Raw genomic sequence first — 16897 nt, 5'->3', positions numbered from 1 at the left:
GGCGGCGCAAGCCGGCACCGCGGGGACCCTGCCGGGCCTCGGTCGCGGTCCGGCCCCCGGATACCCTCACCACCACCCGGCCTTTCCCCCGAGGAGAGTGCGCCATCAACGCGTCCACGAGTCCCCCCGCCGTCGAGCTGCGCGGCATCACCAAACGGTTCCCCGGTGTCGTGGCCAACCACGACATCGCCATCACCGTGCGCAGCGGCACCGTGCACGCCCTCGTGGGCGAGAACGGCGCCGGCAAGTCCACCCTGATGAAGATCCTCTACGGCATGCAGAAGCCGGACGAGGGCACCATCACCGTCAACGGAGAGCAGGTCGCCTTCGGCGACCCGGGCGACGCCATCGCCCGCGGCATCGGCATGGTGCACCAGCACTTCATGCTCGCCGACAACCTCACCGTGCTGGAGAACGTCGTCCTCGGCAGCGAGAAGGCGTACGGCATCGGCGCCCGCGCCCGCGCGCGTATCAAGGAGATATCCGACGCGTACGGCCTCGGGGTGCGGCCCGACGCGCTCGTGGAGGACCTGGGCGTCGCCGACCGGCAGCGCGTGGAGATCCTCAAGGTCCTCTACCGCGGCGCCCGCATCCTCATCCTCGACGAGCCGACCGCGGTACTGGTGCCGCAGGAGGTCGAGGCGCTGTTCGAGAACCTGCGGGAGCTGAAGGCCGAGGGCCTGACCGTCATCTTCATCTCGCACAAGCTCGGCGAGGTGCTGTCGGTCGCCGACGCGATCACCGTCATCCGGCGCGGCACGACCGTCGGCGACGCCGACCCGAAGTCCACCACCGCCAAGCAGCTTGCCGAGCTGATGGTCGGCAGCGAGCTGCCCTCGCCGGAGACCCGCGAGTCCACCGTCACCACCGAGCCGATGCTCACCGTGCAGGGCCTGCGGATGTCGGACACCGACTCCGACGGCGTCGAGCGCATCGTGCTGGACGACATCGCCTTCACCATCCACAAGGGCGAGGTCCTGGGCATCGCCGGCGTCGAGGGCAACGGCCAGGCCGAGCTCGTCGAGGCCGTCATGGGCATGCGCGCCCTCAACGCCGGGGTGCTGACCCTGGACGGCCGGGACATCTCCCGCACCCCCACCCGGGCCCGCCGCGAGCAGGGCATCGGCTACATCCCCGAGGACCGCCACCGGCACGGCCTGCTGCTGGAGGCCCCGCTGTGGGAGAACCGCATCCTCGGGCATGTCACCGAGCGCCCCAACAGCCGCGGGGTGCTCATCGACCCGGGCGCCGCCCGCCGCGACACCGAGCGCATCGTGCGCGAGTACGACGTGCGCACCCCGGGCATCGAGGTGACCGCCGCGTCGCTGTCCGGCGGCAACCAGCAGAAGCTGATCGTCGGCCGCGAGATGAGCCACCTGCCCAAGCTGCTGATCGCCGCGCACCCGACCCGGGGCGTGGACGTCGGCGCGCAGGCGCAGATCTGGGACCAGATCCGGGCCGCCCGCCGCGACGGCCTGGCGGTGCTGCTGATCTCCGCCGACCTCGACGAGCTGATCGGGCTGTCCGACACGCTGCGGGTGATGTACCGCGGCCGGCTCGTCGCCGACGCCGACCCGGCGACCATCACCCCGGAGGAGCTGGGCTCGGCGATGACCGGCGCGGCGGCCGGGCACCTGGTCCACGAGCAGGGCGCCCCGCAGGAACCCGCGGGAGAGCCCGAGCCGGCGCCGCCCGCCGTACCGAAACAGCTCGCCCCGGAAGAGACCGCGGCGGAGAAGGCCGGGGGAGAGGACCGATGAAGAAGTTCGACAAGGACCGGGCGCTGCTGGGCCTGGCCGCCCCGGTGCTCGCCGTGCTGGGCGGCCTGATCGTCACCGGGCTGGTGCTGCTGGCCAGCGGCAAGGAGCCTTTCCACGCCTTCCACCTGATGCTGACCTACGGCAGCAAGTCCGACAGCCAGGTCTACATCCTCAACAAGGCCACCCCGTACTACCTGTCGGGTCTCGCGGTCGCCATCGGCTTCCGGATGAACCTGTTCAACATCGGCGTGGACGGCCAGTACCGCCTCGCGGCCTTCTTCGCCGCCGCGGTCGGCGGCTCGATGTCGATCCCGGGCGCGATCCAGATCCCGGTCATCATCCTGACCGCGATGGCCGTCGGCGCCGCGTGGGCGGCGATCGCCGGTGTGCTGAAGGTGACCCGCGGCGTCAGCGAGGTGATCTCCACGATCATGCTCAACTCGCTGGCCGGCATCGTCATCGGCTACTTCCTCCAGGACGGCCGGCTCGGCGTGACCGACAAGCTGGCGCTGACCACCAGCACCAAGCCGCTGCCGTCCGGCAGCCACCTGTTCAACTTCGCGACCCAGACCGACGCCGTCGACGGCTTCATCGTCTTCGCCGGCGTCGCGGGCCTCGTCTACTGGTTCGTGCTGTCGCGCACCCGCTTCGGCTTTGACCTGCGCTCGGTGGGCCGCTCGGAGTCCGCGGCGCAGGCCGGCGGGGTGAGCGTCAAGAAGATGATCGTCATCAGCATGGTGCTGTCCGGCGCGATGGCCGGCCTGGTCGGCATGTCCACGCTGCTCAACGAGTCGTACAAGTACAGCACCGAATTCCCCACCGGCATCGGCTTCACCGGTATCGCGGTCGCCCTGCTCGGCCGCAACAACCCGATCGGCATCGCGGTGGGCGCCCTGCTGTGGGCCTTCCTGGAGCGCGCCTCCAACGGCCTGGAGTTCGAGGGCTACGACAAGGAGATCGTCGGCGTGATCCAGGGCGCGATCGTGCTCGCCGTCGTCATCGCCTACGAGGTCGTCCGCCGCTACGGGCTGGCCCGCCAGCAACGCCAAGTCGGAGCGGAACTCGCCGCCGCCGGCTCCGTCCAGAAGCAGGAGGTCGCGGCGTGAGCGCCACCGCAGTCCAGACACCGCCGCCCGCGGCGCCGCGCACGGCGGGCCAGAAGAAGGGCCGCACCCGGCTGTCCGTTCCGGTCCTGCTGCTCATCGTGGCCGCCGCGCTCGTCGTGGTCTCCGCGGTCCGGGCGATCGCCGGCGCCGACGACGTCACGTCGTCCGGCCAGATAGCGGGCGCGCTGACCTCCTCGGTGCCGATCGCGCTCGCCGGCCTCGGCGGCCTGTGGGCCGAGCGCGCGGGCGTGGTCAACATCGGCCTCGAAGGCATGATGATCCTCGGCACCTTCTTCGGCGCCTGGGCCGGCTGGGGCCTGAACCCCTGGCTCGGGGTCCTCGCCGGTGTGCTCGGCGGCATGGCCGGCGGCCTGGTGCACGCGATCGTCACCGTGACCTTCGGCGTCGACCACATCATCGCCGGTGTCGCGATGAACATCCTGGCCGCGGGCGTCACCGCGTATCTCGCCAAGCGGATCTTCAACGTCGGCAAGGCGGCGGCGCAGGGCGGCACGCCCAAGCAGTCACCGCCCATCGAGGACATGAAGACCTTCACCGTGCCGGGCCTGTCGCACTGGCTGAGCACCCTGGAGAAGCACCACTGGTTCCTGGTCTCCGACGTCGCCGGCATCGTCGGCGGTGTCGTCACCCGGATCTCCTCGCTGACGCTGCTGGCGATCGTGCTGTTCGCCGCGACCTTCTTCGTGCTGTGGCGCACCTCCTTCGGCCTGCGGCTGCGCTCGTGCGGCGAGAACCCGGTCGCCGCGGAGTCGCTGGGCGTCAACGTCTACCTGTACAAATACGTGGCCGTGATCATCTCCGGCGGCCTGGCGGGCCTGGGCGGCTACTTCCTGGCGGTCGGCACGCACTTCTACCTCGAAGGCCAGACCAGCGGTCGCGGCTACATCGGCCTCGCCGCGATGATCTTCGGCAACTGGCGGCCCGGGGGCCTGGCCATGGGCGCGGGCCTGTTCGGTTACGCCGACAGCCTCCAGCTGCGCAGCGGCAGCGACTCGGTGCACGCGCTGCTCCTGCTGCTCGCGGTGCTGCTGCTGGCCATGGCGGTCTGGAAGTACCTCCGCAAGGCGTACCTGTCGGCGGGCTTCTCGCTGGGCTTCGCGGTCCTGCTGGCAGTCTGGTACATGACCACCGACTCCGTCCCCTCCGAGCTCGTCCAGGCCTCGCCGTACGTCGCGACGCTGCTGGTCATGGGCCTGTTCTCGCAGCGGCTGCGGATGCCGAAGGCGGACGGGCAGCCGTACCGGAAGGGGCAGGGCGGATGAGCACGGCGAACGGCGTACCGGACGTCGACTGGAAGGCGCTGCGCGCCGCCGCCCGGGACGTCATGGAGAAGGCGTACGCGCCCTACTCCGGCTTCCCGGTCGGCGCCGCGGCGCTGGTCGACGACGGGCGCACGGTCGTCGGCTGCAACGTCGAGAACGCCGCGTACGGGGTCGCGCTGTGCGCCGAATGCGGCCTGGTCTCCGCGCTGCACGCCACCGGCGGCGGCCGGCTCACCGCCTTCGCGTGCGTCGACCGCAACGGCGACCCGCTCATGCCCTGCGGGCGCTGCCGCCAGCTGCTGTGGGAGAACGGCGGCCCCGCGCTGCTGGTCGACACCGCGGCGGGCGTCCGCCCGATGAGCGCCATCCTCCCGGACGCCTTCGGCGCGCCCGACCTGGACCGCTAGGTCCCCTAGGTCCGTGTTTACGCGGGCGGCTCCGGACCGGGGCCGCCCGCGCCATCCGACCCGCCCACCACGGCGAGGAAGAACCACCATGGACGTCATTTCCGTCATCCGCGCCAAGCGCGACCGCGCCCGGCTGACCGACGAGCAGATCGACTGGGTCGTCGACGCCTACACCCGCGGCGAGGTCGCCGACGAGCAGATGTCCGCGCTCGCCATGGCGATCCTGCTCAACGGCATGGACCGGGCCGAGATCGCCCGCTGGACCGCCGCGATGATCGCCTCCGGCGAGCGGATGGACTTCTCCGGCCTGGCCCGCCCGACCGCCGACAAGCACTCCACCGGCGGCGTCGGCGACAAGATCACCCTGCCGCTCGCCCCGCTGGTCGCCGCGTGCGGCGCGGCCGTGCCGCAGCTGTCCGGGCGGGGCCTGGGCCACACCGGCGGCACGCTGGACAAGCTGGAGTCCATCCCCGGCTGGCGCGCGTCGCTGAGCAACACCGAGATGCTGGACGTGCTGCGGGACGCCGGCGCCGTCATCTGCGCGGCCGGCGACGGCCTCGCGCCGGCCGACCGCAAGCTCTACGCGCTGCGGGACGTGACCGGCACCGTCGAGTCGATCCCGCTGATCGCCTCGTCGATCATGTCCAAGAAGATCGCCGAGGGCACCGGCTCGCTGGTCCTGGACGTCAAGGTCGGCTCCGGGGCGTTCATGAAGACCCTGGAGGACGCGCGGGAGCTGGCCGCCACGATGGTCGGCCTCGGCACCGACCACGGGGTGCGTACCGTCGCGCTGCTCACCGACATGTCGGTGCCGCTGGGCCTGACGGCCGGCAACGCGCTGGAGGTCCGCGAGTCGGTCGAGGTGCTGGCCGGCGGCGGCCCCGCGGACGTCGTCGAGCTGACCCTCGCGCTGGCCCGCGACATGCTCGCGGCGGCCGGGCTGCCGGACGCCGACCCGGAGAAGGCGCTCGCGGACGGCTCGGCCATGGACGTCTGGCGCCGCATGATCCGCGCGCAGGGCGGCGACCCCGACGCGCCGCTGCCCGCCGCCCGCGAGACCCTCGTCGTCCCGGCCCCGGCGACCGGCGTCCTGACCGCGCTGGACGCCTACGCCGTCGGCGTCGCCGCCTGGCGCCTGGGCGCGGGCCGGGCCCGCAAGGAGGACGCCGTCCAGCTCGGCGCGGGCGTCGAGCTCCACGCCAAGCCCGGCGCCACGGTCCGCGAGGGCGCCCCCCTGCTCACCCTCCACACCGACACCCCCGAGCGCTTCCCCTACGCCCAGGAGGCGCTGGCCGGCGCGATCACCGTCTCCCCCCAGGGCACACCCTTCACCCCGCGCCCGATCGTCCTGGACCGCATCGCGTAAGGGCGGTGGCCGCGGCGCCCATCGGCCGCCGGGGTCCGGCAGGCGCTACGCGCGGAGAGCGCGGCCGAAGCCGGCGGCCAGGGGCATGCGCAGGCCCAGGGGCGGGGGAGCGGCGAGGGCGTCGGCGACGGGGCGGGCGTAGGGCTGGTCGAGGAGGGAGCCGAGGACGAAGTCGGTCGTGAGGGCGAAGACCTCGGCGCGGTGCTGGTGCAGGGCGTAGCCGTCGGAGTGGACCTCGAAGCGGCACACCTGGCGGTTGATCTTCTTGGCCCGCTGGGCGTACCGGTAGGACAGGTCCGGGTCGGTGTGCTCGTCCTGCGTGCCGTGGACCAGCAGCACCCTGCGGCCGATGAGCTGCTTGACCGGCTCGGGCTCCGGGCCGCCGGGCAGCCACGGGGACAGCGCCGCGACCGAGCCGACCGCCGGGTGCCCGGCGGCGTGCAGCGCGGCGCGGGCGCCCATGCCCATGCCGACCAGGCACACGGGCACGTCGCCGTACCGGCGGATCGCCTCGCCCACCGCCCACTCGGCGTCCTCGGCCGGGTGGGCATGGCCGCCGTTCCAGCCGCGGAAGCGGTAGTGGACGACATGCGCGGCGACCCCGTCCTGCTGCCCCTCGCGCACCAGGTGCCGGGCCAGCGGCCACATCACGGCCGCGGCGAGCGGGGAGCGGCGCCGGGTGCTCAGCGCGTCACCGCCGGGGAGCGCGAGCACGACGGCGCGGACGGTCGCGCCCGTGGCGCCGCCGTCCGTCCGCTCCCTGCCCCTGGGCGCCGGCACGAGACCGGGCGTGACCTGCCGCCCGAGTCGTGCGCCACGCGCCGGTAATGCTTGTGAGGCCATGGCGTAACGATGGCAGAAGTGGGGGTGTGCACAGTATGGCCGGGCGGAAAATAGTCGGCCTATTTCCTGGTGTCTACGCGCGTAGGGACTAGGCTTATCGTCATGCAGAAGCCGAAACCGGGCGTTCCGACCCCGGACCAGATCCGCCGAGCCCCCAAGGTGCTGCTCCATGACCACCTCGACGGTGGCCTGCGCCCGGGCACCGTCGTCGACATCGCCCGGGAGACCGGGTACGACGGGCTGCCCGAGACCGACCCCGACAAGCTCGGGATGTGGTTCCGGGACGCCGCCGATTCCGGCTCACTCGAACGGTACCTGGAAACCTTCGCTCATACGTGTGCGGTGATGCAGACTCGTGACGCACTGGTCCGGGTCGCCGCGGAGTGCGCGGAGGACCTGGCCGCGGACGGCGTCGTCTACGCCGAGGTGCGGTACGCGCCCGAGCAGCACCTGGAGGCCGGGCTCACCCTCGAAGAGGTCGTCGAGGCGGTCAACGCCGGCTTCCGGGAGGGCGAGCGGCGGGCCAAGGAGGACGGCAACCGGATCCGGGTCGGGGCGCTGCTCACCGCGATGCGGCACGCCGCGCGCTCGCAGGAGATCGCCGAACTGGCCAACCACTACCGGGATTCCGGCGTCGTCGGCTTCGACATCGCCGGCGCGGAGGCGGGTTACCCGCCCACCCGGCACCTGGACGCCTTCGACTACCTCAAGCGCGAGAACAACCACTTCACCATCCACGCCGGCGAGGCGTTCGGCCTGCCCTCGATCTGGCAGGCGCTCCAGTGGTGCGGGGCGGACCGGCTCGGCCACGGTGTGCGGATCATCGACGACATCGAGGAGGGCCCGGGCGGCGAGGTCTCGCTCGGCCGGCTGGCGTCGTACGTGCGCGACAAGCGCGTGCCGCTGGAGATGTGCCCGACGTCCAACCTCCAGACCGGCGCGGCGGCCTCGTACGCGGAGCACCCGATCGGGCTGCTGCGGCGGCTGTACTTCCGGGTGACGGTCAACACGGACAACCGGCTGATGTCGGGGACGAGCATGAGCCGGGAGTTCGAGCACCTGGTCGACGCGTTCGGGTACACGCTGGACGACATGCAGTGGTTCACCGTCAACGCGATGAAGTCGGCGTTCATCCCTTTCGATGAACGTCTGGCGATGATCAACGAGGTCATCAAGCCGGGGTACGCGGAGCTCAAGGCGGAGTGGCTGTTCGAGGCGGGTCACCGGGAAAGGCCGCTGGCCAGCGGTTCCGCTGCCGCGGAGGGCTGAGGGCGGGGCTCTGCGGGCGGGGGCTTCGCGGCCGGGAGCGCCGGGACGCGCGCGGCGCGGTGTTTGCGCGGTGCGTGACGACCTGGCTACGTTCCGAGGTCATGCAGACCCGAACGAAGAAGACTCTGGCCGCCGGCGTGCTCGGACTGGCCTTCGCGGCGGTTGCCTCCGGCAGTGCGTCGGCGGCCACCACTGATGCCCTCGGCGGGCTGCCGCTCGGCTCCGCCACGAACCTCGTCCCCGGCGCGGCCGACTCCGCCTCCGGCGCGCAGTCCGCCGTCTCCGACGGCACATCCGCCCTGCCGGCGAACGCCCAGGGCCTGCTGCCCTCCGGCAACCACCTCGACGGCAACCAGATCGCCCCCGTCACCGGCCTCCTCGGCGGCCTCCCCCTCGGCTGACCCCCCCCGCCTGACGGCGCCCATCAGGGGCCCAAGGCCGGCGTCCGGCGGCGCATACGACGGGCCCGGTGGCATCCCCCCCGCCACCGGGCCCGTTCCCCCGTACCCCCCGTTCCCCCCTGGTCCGGGAAGACCGCGCCCGAGGGCCCGGCCTCAAAAACCGTCAGGCGACAAGCTCGCCGAAGACGTCGGCCTCGTTGCGGCCGAACGCGAGGGCCTCGTCGTCGCGCAGGCGGCGCAGCGAGCGCCAGATGCTGCTCTTGACCGTGCCGACGCTGATGCCGAGGATGTCGGCGATCTCCGGGTCCGTGCGCCCCTCGTAATAGCGCAGCACCAGCATCGTGCGCTGCTGCTCGGGCAGCCGGGCGAGCGCCTGCCACAGCACCGCGCGCAGCTCCGTACCGCCCATCTCGTCGGTGTCGCCGACCGTCTCGGGCAGCTCCTCCGTCGGGTACTCGCTGAGCTTGCGCCGCCGCCACGCGCTGATGTGCAGGTTGGTCATCGTGCGCCGCAGGTAGCCCCCCACCGCGGCCTTGTCGCTGATCCGGTCCCACGCCCGGTAGGTCGAGAACAGCGCGCTCTGGAGCAGGTCCTCCGCCGCGTAGCGGTCGCCGGTCAGGTGGTACGCCGTCGCGTACAGCGAGGCGCGCCGCTCCTGGACGTACGCCGTGAACTCCGCCGCCGCGTCCTTCGACGGCTCGGCCCCGGGCTCCAGCGGGGTGATGTACGCGGGGCGCTGCCGGATCACCGACGGCGTGGCGGAGGCGCGTCCGGCGCCGCGCACGTACCCCCGTCCGTTCGCGGCGCCGGACTTCTCGGTGGACCGGACGACCGTGTGCGGTCGCGGCGAGTGGACCGCGGCGGCGGTGGTGGTGCCGAGCAGTGCGTTCATGTCGCGCCCCCCTCTGTGGAACCAGCGGACTAGCTGTCGGCGTCGCAGCCTGTGTCGGCGTGCGCTCTTCCGATGTGGCACAAGCCTGCCGGGCCAGTTTCATGAGGAGGTCCGGCGAGTGTCACAGGCCCGTCACAGAGGCCCCGCCAGGGGTGAAGGTGCCGCGTACGAGTTGTCCCCGCACTTCATCACGCCACCAGGAGTAGGCAAGAATGTCCCGCGTGCCTTTCCTGTTGCTGATCGAGGATGACGACGCCATCCGCACCGGTCTCGAACTCGGCCTGTCCCGGCAGGGTCACCGCGTGGTGTCCGCGGCGACGGGCGAGGACGGCCTGAAGCTCCTCAAGGAGCAGCGTCCCGACCTGATCGTGCTCGACGTGATGCTGCCGGGCATCGACGGCTTCGAGGTGTGCCGCCGGATCCGCCGCACCGACCAGCTGCCGATCATCCTGCTCACCGCCCGCAGCGACGACATCGACGTCGTCGTCGGCCTGGAGTCGGGCGCGGACGACTACGTCATCAAGCCGGTGCAGCCGCGCGTCCTGGACGCCCGGATCCGCGCGGTGCTGCGCCGCGGCGAGCGCGACAGCACCGACTCCGCCGCCTTCGGCTCGATCGTCATCGACCGCAGCGCCATGACGGTGACCAAGGACGGCCACGACCTCCAGCTCACCCCGACCGAGCTGCGGCTGCTGCTGGAGCTGAGCCGGCGGCCCGGGCAGGCGCTGTCGCGGCAGCAGCTGCTGCGGCTGGTGTGGGAGCACGACTACCTGGGCGACTCGCGCCTGGTCGACGCGTGCGTGCAGCGGCTGCGCGCCAAGATCGAGGACGTGCCGTCCTCGCCGGTGCTGATCCGTACCGTCCGCGGCGTCGGGTACCGCCTGGACACGCCGCAGTGACCTCGCGCTCCGGTCGCTGGGGGAGCGGGATATTGCGCTGGACGAGCCTGCGGCTGCGGCTGGTCGCCGTCTTCGCCGTGGTCGCGCTGACCGCCGCGGTGTCGGTGTCCGGCATCGCGTACTGGCTCAACCGGGACGCCGTCCTGACCCGCGCGCAGAACAGCGCGCTCAACGACTTCCGCGACTCCCTCCAGCGCAACGCCGCCTCGCTGCCGGTCGCGCCCACGTGCCCGTCGCTGAAGGACGCCGCCGCGCGGATAGGCGACGCGGACACGTACGAAGTGGTGCTGATCAGCACCGCGGCCGACAGCCAGCCGTGCGCCGTCGCGTCCGACCGGGACGTCTTCACGCTCGACGACGTGCCGGCGACGCTGGTGAAGGCCGTCGACACCAAGCACGACGAGGACAACGGCAAGTACCACCTGCACTGGGAGCGCATCTCGCTCCAGGGCCGCCCCTACCTGGTCGCCGGTGCCCGGATCAACGGCGGCGGGCCGACCGGCTACATGCTCAAGTCGCTGGACGCCGAGCGCAAGGACCTCAACTCGCTGGCCTGGTCGCTGGGCATCGCGACGCTGCTCGCCCTGATCGGCTCGGCGCTGCTCGCGCAGGCCGCGGGTGCGGCGGTGCTGCGCCCGGTGCGGCGGCTCGGGGAGGCGGCGCGGGCGCTCGGCGAGGGCCGGCTCGACACCCGGCTGAAGGTCACCGGGACCGATGAGCTCGCGGAGATGTCGCAGACCTTCAACAACGCGGCGGAGGCGCTGGAGAAGCGGGTCGAGGAGCTGAGCGCACGGGAGGCGGCGAGCCGCCGCTTCGTCGCCGACATGTCGCACGAGCTGCGGACGCCGCTGACCGCGATCACCGCGGTCAGCGATGTGCTGGAGGACGAGGCGGAGGCGCTGGACCCGATGATCGCGCCCGCGGTGCGGCTGGTGGTCAGCGAGACCCGGCGGCTGAACGAACTGGTGGAGACGCTGATGGAGGTCACCCGTTTTGACGCCGGGACGGCGAAGCTGCGGGTGGACGAGGTGGACGTCGGCGAGCAGGTCATGGCGTGCATGGACGCCCGGGCGTGGCTGGACTCCGTCGACCTCGACGCGCCGCGCGGGGTGCTGGCGACGCTGGACCCGCGGCGGCTGGACGTGATCATGGCGAACCTGATCGGCAACGCGCTCAAGCACGGCGGGTCGCCGGTGAAGGTGACGGTACGGGAGGTGCCGCCGGCAGGTGGCGTGGCGGGGGCTTCCGGCGCGGGCGGCGGGGAGATCGTGATCGCGGTGTCCGACCACGGGCCGGGCATCCCGGAGGACGTGCTGCCGCACGTCTTCGACCGCTTCTACAAGGCCGACGCCTCGCGGGCCCGCTCCGAGGGCAGCGGTCTTGGCCTGTCGATCGCGATGGAGAACGCGCACATCCACGGCGGCGACATCACCGCCGCCAACGCCCCCGGCGGCGGCGCCGTCTTCACCCTGCGCATGCCGCGCCGCCCGCGCGCCGACACCGAGGGCGGCGGGCAGGCGGCGCAGGGCTACGACGCGGTCAACGGCGAGAGCCGGCCGACGGGGGAGACGGGGGAGACGGGGGAGTCGCCCTCGGGCGAGGGCGGCAACGGCTCGTCGGGGCCGTCCGGTTCCTCCGGCTCGTCCGGTTCCTCGGGCGGGGACGCGGGGGGTGCGCGATGAGACGCCGCGGGTACGTCCGGGGCGGCGCCGTGCTGCTGACCGTGCTGCCGCTGGCCGCCGGCTGCGGTATCCGTACGACGACGGTCCCGGTCGACGCGGGGGCGGCGCCCTCGCGGGTGTCCTGCCAGGTGCCCAAGGTCGAGGACTCGCCGGACGCCGTGGACGCGGCGGTCGAGCAGATCTACCTCGTGTGCGGGGGCCAGACCACGCCGGTCAAGCGCAGCGTCCGGATACGGCCGCAGATCACCGGGCGGGTGGAGCAGGTCAAGGAGCTGGTGGCCCAGCTCCAGCGCAGCGTGACGGCGCCCGAGGACCAGGCGGGCTTCAGCACGACCGTGCCGGGCACCCTGGAGATCCGCGGCCCCCGGGAGAGCGACCCGGCCGACGCGCTGCGCCTGAGCAGCCCCCTGGAGGACCTGCCCTCCTTCGCGCTGGCCCAGATCGTCTGCACGGTGGCCGACAGCGCGCTCGCCTCGCCGGGCGGCACGGTGGTGCTCGGCGGCTCGACGCGGGGCTCGAAGGTCCGCAGCTATACGTGCACGCAGGACCTGCGCACCCGGCCGCAGGCGGCGGACGGCGCGGGCACGGAGGTCTCGCCGTGAGGCGCTGCTGAGACGCTGCGGGCTCAGGGGCTCAGGGGCTCAGGGGCCTCAGGGGGCCTGCGGGGCTGGAGGTGCTCACGCGCCGGGTGCGCTGCCGGGGGTACGGGTGGCGGCTGGCGGCGCGGCGCGCCGGCGTATTGGCGCCGGAAGCGGTGCGTCCTCTTGACGTGCGGACCGTCACACCCCCACCCCTGGAACCGCCCGGCGGTGACGGCGCGTCTTGGCCGGTGTGCAGCACGAAGGCTCCATCAACCGGGTGCGCGCCGCCGGCCTCCTGCTGACAGCGGCCTATCTGGCGTTCACCGGATGGCTGCTGCTGCGCCCGCACTACGTGGCCTGGGTGCCCTCACCCAACCTCCGCCCCTTCAGCACCATCCGCGACGACCTGCGGCTGCCGCCCGTCCAGGCCGCCCGCCACCTGCTGGCCGGCCTCGCCCTGCTGGCACCGCTCGGCTTCCTGCTCCCGATGGCGGGCGGCCGGATCGAGACCTCGGGCGTCGCGTCCTTCCTGCGTACCGTCTTCGCGGGCCTGATGGTCTCGCTGTCGGTCGAGTTCACCCAGACCATGGTCCCGGGCCAGCTCTTCGACGTCGACGCGCTGATCCTCAACACCGCGGGCGTCGCGCTGGCCCACCTCGTCGTCGTACCGGCCCTGCGCCGCCGGCTGCGTCACCCCGGCTGGCAGCTCTTCTCGTCCGTCTCCCACGAGTGCGGCCCCGGGTGCCCGGCGAAGTGCCCGCAGGCGGCGCCGCCCGGCGAGGCGCCGGGGCAGTCCGGCCGCAGCAACAAGGCGCGCGGCGGCTCGGCGCCCTCCCAGCACGTCCACAGCGCGCCGGCGACCGGCTCCCGGAAGTGGTCGTAGACGACGGCGTGGTGCTCCGCGCCGCTGTGCGCCTCCAACGCGCAGACCAGCTCCTCCGCGATCAACTCCCGGTCGACGGTGGGGTAGGTCTGCACGAGCCGGGCCCGCAGCGCCGACGGCAGATCCGCCGTCGCGTCGCAGTATCCGCCCGCGGTCGTACTGGTCATGTCGCTCCTTAGTCGGTCAGTCGGCTGAGCAGCACGCCCAGGGTGACGAACGAGCCGGCGAGCAGCCCGAGGTAGAGGGCGCCGGCGTGCCGCCCGAGCATCCGCAGCACCTTCACCGCGCCACCTCCCCCCACACCGCCTTGCCCCCGGCCCCGACCTCGACGCCCCACCGGTGCCGCGTACACGCCTCGACGAGCCGCAGCCCCCGCCCGTCCTCACCGCTCCCGGCGGCCCGGACCCGCGGCAGCCGCCCGGCGTCCCCGTCATGCACCTCGATCCGCACGCCGCCCCCGCCGCTCAGCCGGCTGAGCCGCGTCTGCACGGTCCGGTCGGGGCCGGGGTTGCGCGCGTGCTCGACGGCGTTCGCGAGCAGCTCGCACAACACGAGCGCGCAGTCGTCCGCGAGGTCGCCGAGCTGCCACTCCCGCAGGATGCCGCGGAGCGCCTGCCGCGCCCGTGGCACGGAGGCGGTGGTCTGCGCCCACTGGTGCACGACGGTGTCGCCGTCCGCCGCCGCCACCGGCACCGGCGAGGCCGATGAGTTCGTGTGCATGGCCGGAACCCTCCTCTCCCTGTGCGCGCTCAGCCGTGCGGTGCGCACGTACGCGCTGTCGGGGACGCCCGTGCGGCCGTCTGATACCCGCACAAAGCGGGCGTTACGTAGCACGTGTGTCCCCCTCAGTAGTGAATTCACTACCGAGGAGAACCAGCCTGACGTAGGGTCAGAATGCGTTTCAAGCTGCTGTTTGCGCGAGGAAGGCGGGCGGGGGCCCATGAACATCAAAGAGCTGGACCCGAAACGATCACTGCGGGCCGCGTACGGAGCGAGCGTGCGCAGTTCGCGAGAGGAGAGGAGCTGGACCCAGCACGACCTGGCAGTCCGCATGGGCTACGGCGACGCCCACATTTCGGCCGTAGAAACTGGCACCAAACCGCCGACCTTGCGGTTTTCGCGCAGCGCGGACATCGCGTTCGGGACGGGCGACAAGTACGAGCGCATGTACCGCGAGATGCGCAACGGCGTGCTGCTGGAGGGCTTCCCGGAGTACGTCGAGTTCGAGGGCCGGGCGTCGGAGATCCGCCTGTTCGAGGTCGGCATCATCCCGGGCCTGATGCAGACCCCGGAATACGCGCGGGTGCTGGCATACAGCGCGGTCCGACGTGGTGAGATCAGCCCGGAGCACGCGGAGGAGCGGGTCACCGTTCTCATGGACCGCCAGGCGAGACTGACGCGCCGCCGCCCGCCCATGGTGTTCGTCGTGATGGACGAGAGCTGCATCCGCCGTACCGTCGGTGGCCGGGAGGTCATGGCATCGCAACTCGACGCCCTCGTCGAGTTCGCCGAACGCGCGACGACGGTGCTCCAGGTGATCCCCTTCGAGTCGGGGGAGCGCCGCTCGTTCGACCTGCCGGTCAACGTGCTGACGCTGCCCGACCGCTCGCTGTTCTCCTACGCCGAGTCGCAGTACCAGGGACGTCTGGAGCGCGAAGAGACCGCTGTCGCACGTACGTTGATGACTTACCATCAGCTACAGGCCGAAGCGTTGTCCCAGGCGGACACCGTGGCCCTGATCGCTGAACTTCGAAAGGGCATCACGTGACGACGAACGACGACTCCCCCCGCTGGTTCAAGTCCTCGTACAGCAACAACGGCGGGAACTGCGTTGAGGTTGCGGTGAACGTCACCGGCACGGTCCCTGTCCGCGACTCGAAGGACCCGGCCGGCCCCTCCCTCTCCTTCACCGCCGACGCGTGGGCGTCCTTCGTGACGGCGGTCCGGCACGGCGACTTCCCGACCGCCTGATCGGCCGGAAGGCACTCTGGCAGGGGGACCCGGAAGTCAGGAACAATCGGACAGGGCAAGCCACTTCGCGACGACGAAAGGGCCCTTCCGTGACGACGACCGAGTCCCCTCGCTGGTCCACGTCTTCCTACAGCAACAACGGCGGCACGTGCGTCGAGGTCGCGCTGAACGTCCCGGGCGCGGTCCCGGTCCGCGACTCGAAGGACAGGTCCGGCCCGGCGTTGTCCTTCACGCCCGACGCGTGGGCGGCCTTCGTGACCGCCGTCCGCGGCGGCGACCTCGGCTGAGGGCGCGGGAGTTCAGCTCATACCGCGGTGGGCGGCCCACAACTGCCCGGCCCGGGAGGCCGCTTCGGCGACCAGCGCGGCCAGCTCGGGCGAGTCGGGGACGGCGAACGAGACGTAGGCACCCCGCCCACCCGCGACGGGGCGGCCGTACGCCTTCACGGCGAGGCAACCGTCCGGCAGCAGCCGCACGTTGAGCGTGCTGAGCGCGAACACCTCACCACGCCGGGTGTCCGTCCAACGCAGCGCCTCCGGAATCGTGACGTTGATCGCCAGAGCACTCACTTCCACCTCATCGCTCATGCCCCAAACAATCCCACGCCCCCGCCCCGGGCCGGGCCCAGCCCTTCGCTAGCCGCGCCTGCCGGATCGCCTCCCCGACATCCGCATCCGCCGGCATGCCCGCCTCCCTGGACTACACCCGGACTACGCCGGGTCCCTCCTCGGCCTACGTGCCCGGTAGTTGACTGTGCGTCACGCAACGGCAGCAGAGCGGCGATACTGCCCATCCAGTCCTGTCGCGCGAAGACGAAAGCCAGGGAGCGCCGTGTACGAGATGCGCCCGGCCGATGCCGGTGACGAGGAAGCCATCGCCGCCATGGTGCGAGCGCGCATGGTCTGGATGCGCGGCCGAGGCGTCCCCGACTGGCCCCGCACCGAGGCCGACGTGGGTATCGTCGCCTCCCAGGCGGCGGACCCGGACTTTCCCGTCTGGGTGCTCGTCCATCACGCTCAAGTCGTCGGCTGCACCACGCTGTTCACGACGACGCCGCAGTGGGGCTGGACTGCCGACGAACTGTCCCAGAGCGCGTACTTCCTGGCCACGTCGTTCACCGAGCCCTCCCGCCGAGCTGACCGGCTCGGCTGCCTCATGGCGTGGTGGGCGCTGGACCGGGCCGCCCGCGAGCGCGTCGTGTGGGTGCGGCGCGGGACGTTCACGCGGCGGCTGATGACCTACTACCGCGACGTGCAGGGGTGGGACCTGGTCCACACCCCGCAGCGCAAGGACCACACTGCCTACTTGATGGCCCGTCGGGCGGAGCGCCTGCCCGAGTTGTCGGCGGTGATCAAGGAATCCGGCACTGCTCAGCACAGGACATGAGGGACCGTGGCCGTCCTCGGCGAACAGCGAGCGTGGCTCGGTGAGTTGAGGAGCAGCAGAAAATGTGGCCCGGGCGGTCGCCGTGGATCCGGCGCCTGACGTTCGCGCTGCCGTCGCGCTCGTCGCCTACAAGGGCGGCCCCCGCCTCCCCGCGTCGCGCTGCTGAAC

General features: G+C 72.2%; 19 protein-coding genes. 15 read left to right on the top strand and 4 right to left on the bottom strand.

From position 1 onward, the window contains the following. Positions 1-137 precede the first annotated feature (137 nt). From HCN08_RS04780 to HCN08_RS04760, 5 genes are all read left to right on the top strand, one after another. Entirely contained in the window at positions 138-1760 is a 1623-nt protein-coding gene (locus HCN08_RS04780) for an ABC transporter ATP-binding protein (protein WP_206318393.1), read from the top strand. Then, entirely contained in the window at positions 1757-2866 is a 1110-nt protein-coding gene (locus HCN08_RS04775; protein WP_167981565.1) for an ABC transporter permease, read from the top strand. Before HCN08_RS04780 ends, HCN08_RS04775 begins: the two co-directional genes overlap by 4 nt. Continuing rightward, positions 2863-4149, top strand: a complete 1287-nt coding sequence (locus tag HCN08_RS04770; RefSeq protein ID WP_167981564.1) for an ABC transporter permease — start codon at positions 2863-2865, stop codon at positions 4147-4149. The genes HCN08_RS04775 and HCN08_RS04770 overlap by 4 nt, the downstream gene beginning before the upstream one ends. Next, positions 4146-4556, top strand: a complete 411-nt coding sequence (locus HCN08_RS04765) for a cytidine deaminase (protein WP_167981563.1) — start codon at positions 4146-4148, stop codon at positions 4554-4556. The genes HCN08_RS04770 and HCN08_RS04765 overlap by 4 nt, the downstream gene beginning before the upstream one ends. Before the next feature lie 88 nt (positions 4557-4644). After that, complete coding sequence (locus HCN08_RS04760) at positions 4645-5922, top strand: thymidine phosphorylase (RefSeq protein ID WP_167981562.1); 1278 nt, start codon at positions 4645-4647, stop codon at positions 5920-5922. Positions 5923-5967: 45 nt separating this feature from the next. Here the strand turns inward: HCN08_RS04760 and HCN08_RS04755 are convergent, their stop codons facing one another. Further along, positions 5968-6765, bottom strand: coding sequence for a dienelactone hydrolase family protein (locus tag HCN08_RS04755; protein WP_167981561.1), 798 nt, complete (start codon positions 6763-6765; stop codon positions 5968-5970). A gap of 102 nt (positions 6766-6867) precedes the next feature. Between HCN08_RS04755 and HCN08_RS04750 the strand changes: the two genes are divergently transcribed. Next, complete coding sequence (locus tag HCN08_RS04750; protein ID WP_167981560.1) at positions 6868-8034, top strand: adenosine deaminase; 1167 nt, start codon at positions 6868-6870, stop codon at positions 8032-8034. A gap of 101 nt (positions 8035-8135) precedes the next feature. After that, complete coding sequence (locus HCN08_RS04745; RefSeq protein ID WP_167981559.1) at positions 8136-8435, top strand: ATP-binding protein; 300 nt, start codon at positions 8136-8138, stop codon at positions 8433-8435. Positions 8436-8598: 163 nt separating this feature from the next. Here HCN08_RS04745 and HCN08_RS04740 read toward each other — a convergent pair whose 3' ends face one another. After that, entirely contained in the window at positions 8599-9327 is a 729-nt protein-coding gene (locus HCN08_RS04740) for a SigE family RNA polymerase sigma factor (RefSeq protein WP_167981558.1), read from the bottom strand. A gap of 221 nt (positions 9328-9548) precedes the next feature. On the opposite strand from HCN08_RS04740, the gene HCN08_RS04735 reads away from it, so the two are divergent. From HCN08_RS04735 to HCN08_RS04720, 4 genes are all read left to right on the top strand, one after another. Further along, the gene (locus HCN08_RS04735) at positions 9549-10226 is read left to right on the top strand and encodes a response regulator transcription factor (protein ID WP_322974240.1); all 678 of its coding nucleotides are present in this window, start codon (positions 9549-9551) and stop codon (positions 10224-10226) included. A 32-nt stretch (positions 10227-10258) separates the two neighbouring features. Next, complete coding sequence (locus HCN08_RS04730; protein ID WP_206318329.1) at positions 10259-11908, top strand: sensor histidine kinase; 1650 nt, start codon at positions 10259-10261, stop codon at positions 11906-11908. Beyond that, the gene (locus HCN08_RS04725; RefSeq protein WP_167981555.1) at positions 11905-12510 is read left to right on the top strand and encodes a hypothetical protein; all 606 of its coding nucleotides are present in this window, start codon (positions 11905-11907) and stop codon (positions 12508-12510) included. Before HCN08_RS04730 ends, HCN08_RS04725 begins: the two co-directional genes overlap by 4 nt. Positions 12511-12739: 229 nt before the next feature. Further along, positions 12740-13372, top strand: a complete 633-nt coding sequence (locus HCN08_RS04720) for a VanZ family protein (protein ID WP_322974228.1) — start codon at positions 12740-12742, stop codon at positions 13370-13372. 279 nt (positions 13373-13651) lie between these two features. Here HCN08_RS04720 and HCN08_RS04715 read toward each other — a convergent pair whose 3' ends face one another. After that, the gene (locus HCN08_RS04715; RefSeq protein WP_167981554.1) at positions 13652-14092 is read right to left on the bottom strand and encodes an ATP-binding protein; all 441 of its coding nucleotides are present in this window, start codon (positions 14090-14092) and stop codon (positions 13652-13654) included. A gap of 220 nt (positions 14093-14312) precedes the next feature. Between HCN08_RS04715 and HCN08_RS04710 the strand changes: the two genes are divergently transcribed. The 3 genes from HCN08_RS04710 to HCN08_RS04700 all read left to right on the top strand — a co-directional run bounded on the left by HCN08_RS04710 (position 14313) and on the right by HCN08_RS04700 (position 15630). Continuing rightward, complete coding sequence (locus tag HCN08_RS04710) at positions 14313-15140, top strand: helix-turn-helix domain-containing protein (RefSeq protein ID WP_167981553.1); 828 nt, start codon at positions 14313-14315, stop codon at positions 15138-15140. Further along, the gene (locus tag HCN08_RS04705) at positions 15137-15343 is read left to right on the top strand and encodes a DUF397 domain-containing protein (protein WP_167981552.1); all 207 of its coding nucleotides are present in this window, start codon (positions 15137-15139) and stop codon (positions 15341-15343) included. Before HCN08_RS04710 ends, HCN08_RS04705 begins: the two co-directional genes overlap by 4 nt. An 89-nt stretch (positions 15344-15432) precedes the next feature. Further along, the gene (locus HCN08_RS04700; protein WP_167981551.1) at positions 15433-15630 is read left to right on the top strand and encodes a DUF397 domain-containing protein; all 198 of its coding nucleotides are present in this window, start codon (positions 15433-15435) and stop codon (positions 15628-15630) included. Positions 15631-15642: 12 nt separating this feature from the next. Here HCN08_RS04700 and HCN08_RS04695 read toward each other — a convergent pair whose 3' ends face one another. Continuing rightward, entirely contained in the window at positions 15643-15930 is a 288-nt protein-coding gene (locus tag HCN08_RS04695) for a hypothetical protein (RefSeq protein ID WP_167981550.1), read from the bottom strand. Positions 15931-16174: 244 nt separating this feature from the next. On the opposite strand from HCN08_RS04695, the gene HCN08_RS04690 reads away from it, so the two are divergent. Continuing rightward, positions 16175-16729, top strand: coding sequence for a GNAT family N-acetyltransferase (locus HCN08_RS04690; protein ID WP_167981549.1), 555 nt, complete (start codon positions 16175-16177; stop codon positions 16727-16729). Positions 16730-16897 lie beyond the last annotated feature (168 nt).

The organism is Actinacidiphila epipremni (assembly GCF_012034175.1).
GTDB classification, from domain to species: Bacteria; Actinomycetota; Actinomycetes; order Streptomycetales; family Streptomycetaceae; genus Actinacidiphila; species Actinacidiphila epipremni.
This window is presented reverse-complemented; position numbering and strand designations above follow the sequence as displayed.

Coding starts and splice junctions, on each gene's coding strand:
- HCN08_RS04715 (WP_167981554.1), bottom strand. CDS start 14,092: ATGCACACGAACTCATCGGCCTCGCCGGTGCCGGTGGCGGCGGCGGAC.
- HCN08_RS04710 (WP_167981553.1), top strand. CDS start 14,313: ATGAACATCAAAGAGCTGGACCCGAAACGATCACTGCGGGCCGCGTAC.
- HCN08_RS04755 (WP_167981561.1), bottom strand. CDS start 6,765: ATGGCCTCACAAGCATTACCGGCGCGTGGCGCACGACTCGGGCGGCAG.
- HCN08_RS04745 (WP_167981559.1), top strand. CDS start 8,136: ATGCAGACCCGAACGAAGAAGACTCTGGCCGCCGGCGTGCTCGGACTG.
- HCN08_RS04765 (WP_167981563.1), top strand. CDS start 4,146: ATGAGCACGGCGAACGGCGTACCGGACGTCGACTGGAAGGCGCTGCGC.
- HCN08_RS04750 (WP_167981560.1), top strand. CDS start 6,868: ATGCAGAAGCCGAAACCGGGCGTTCCGACCCCGGACCAGATCCGCCGA.
- HCN08_RS04775 (WP_167981565.1), top strand. CDS start 1,757: ATGAAGAAGTTCGACAAGGACCGGGCGCTGCTGGGCCTGGCCGCCCCG.
- HCN08_RS04725 (WP_167981555.1), top strand. CDS start 11,905: ATGAGACGCCGCGGGTACGTCCGGGGCGGCGCCGTGCTGCTGACCGTG.
- HCN08_RS04695 (WP_167981550.1), bottom strand. CDS start 15,930: ATGAGCGATGAGGTGGAAGTGAGTGCTCTGGCGATCAACGTCACGATT.
- HCN08_RS04760 (WP_167981562.1), top strand. CDS start 4,645: ATGGACGTCATTTCCGTCATCCGCGCCAAGCGCGACCGCGCCCGGCTG.
- HCN08_RS04740 (WP_167981558.1), bottom strand. CDS start 9,327: ATGAACGCACTGCTCGGCACCACCACCGCCGCCGCGGTCCACTCGCCG.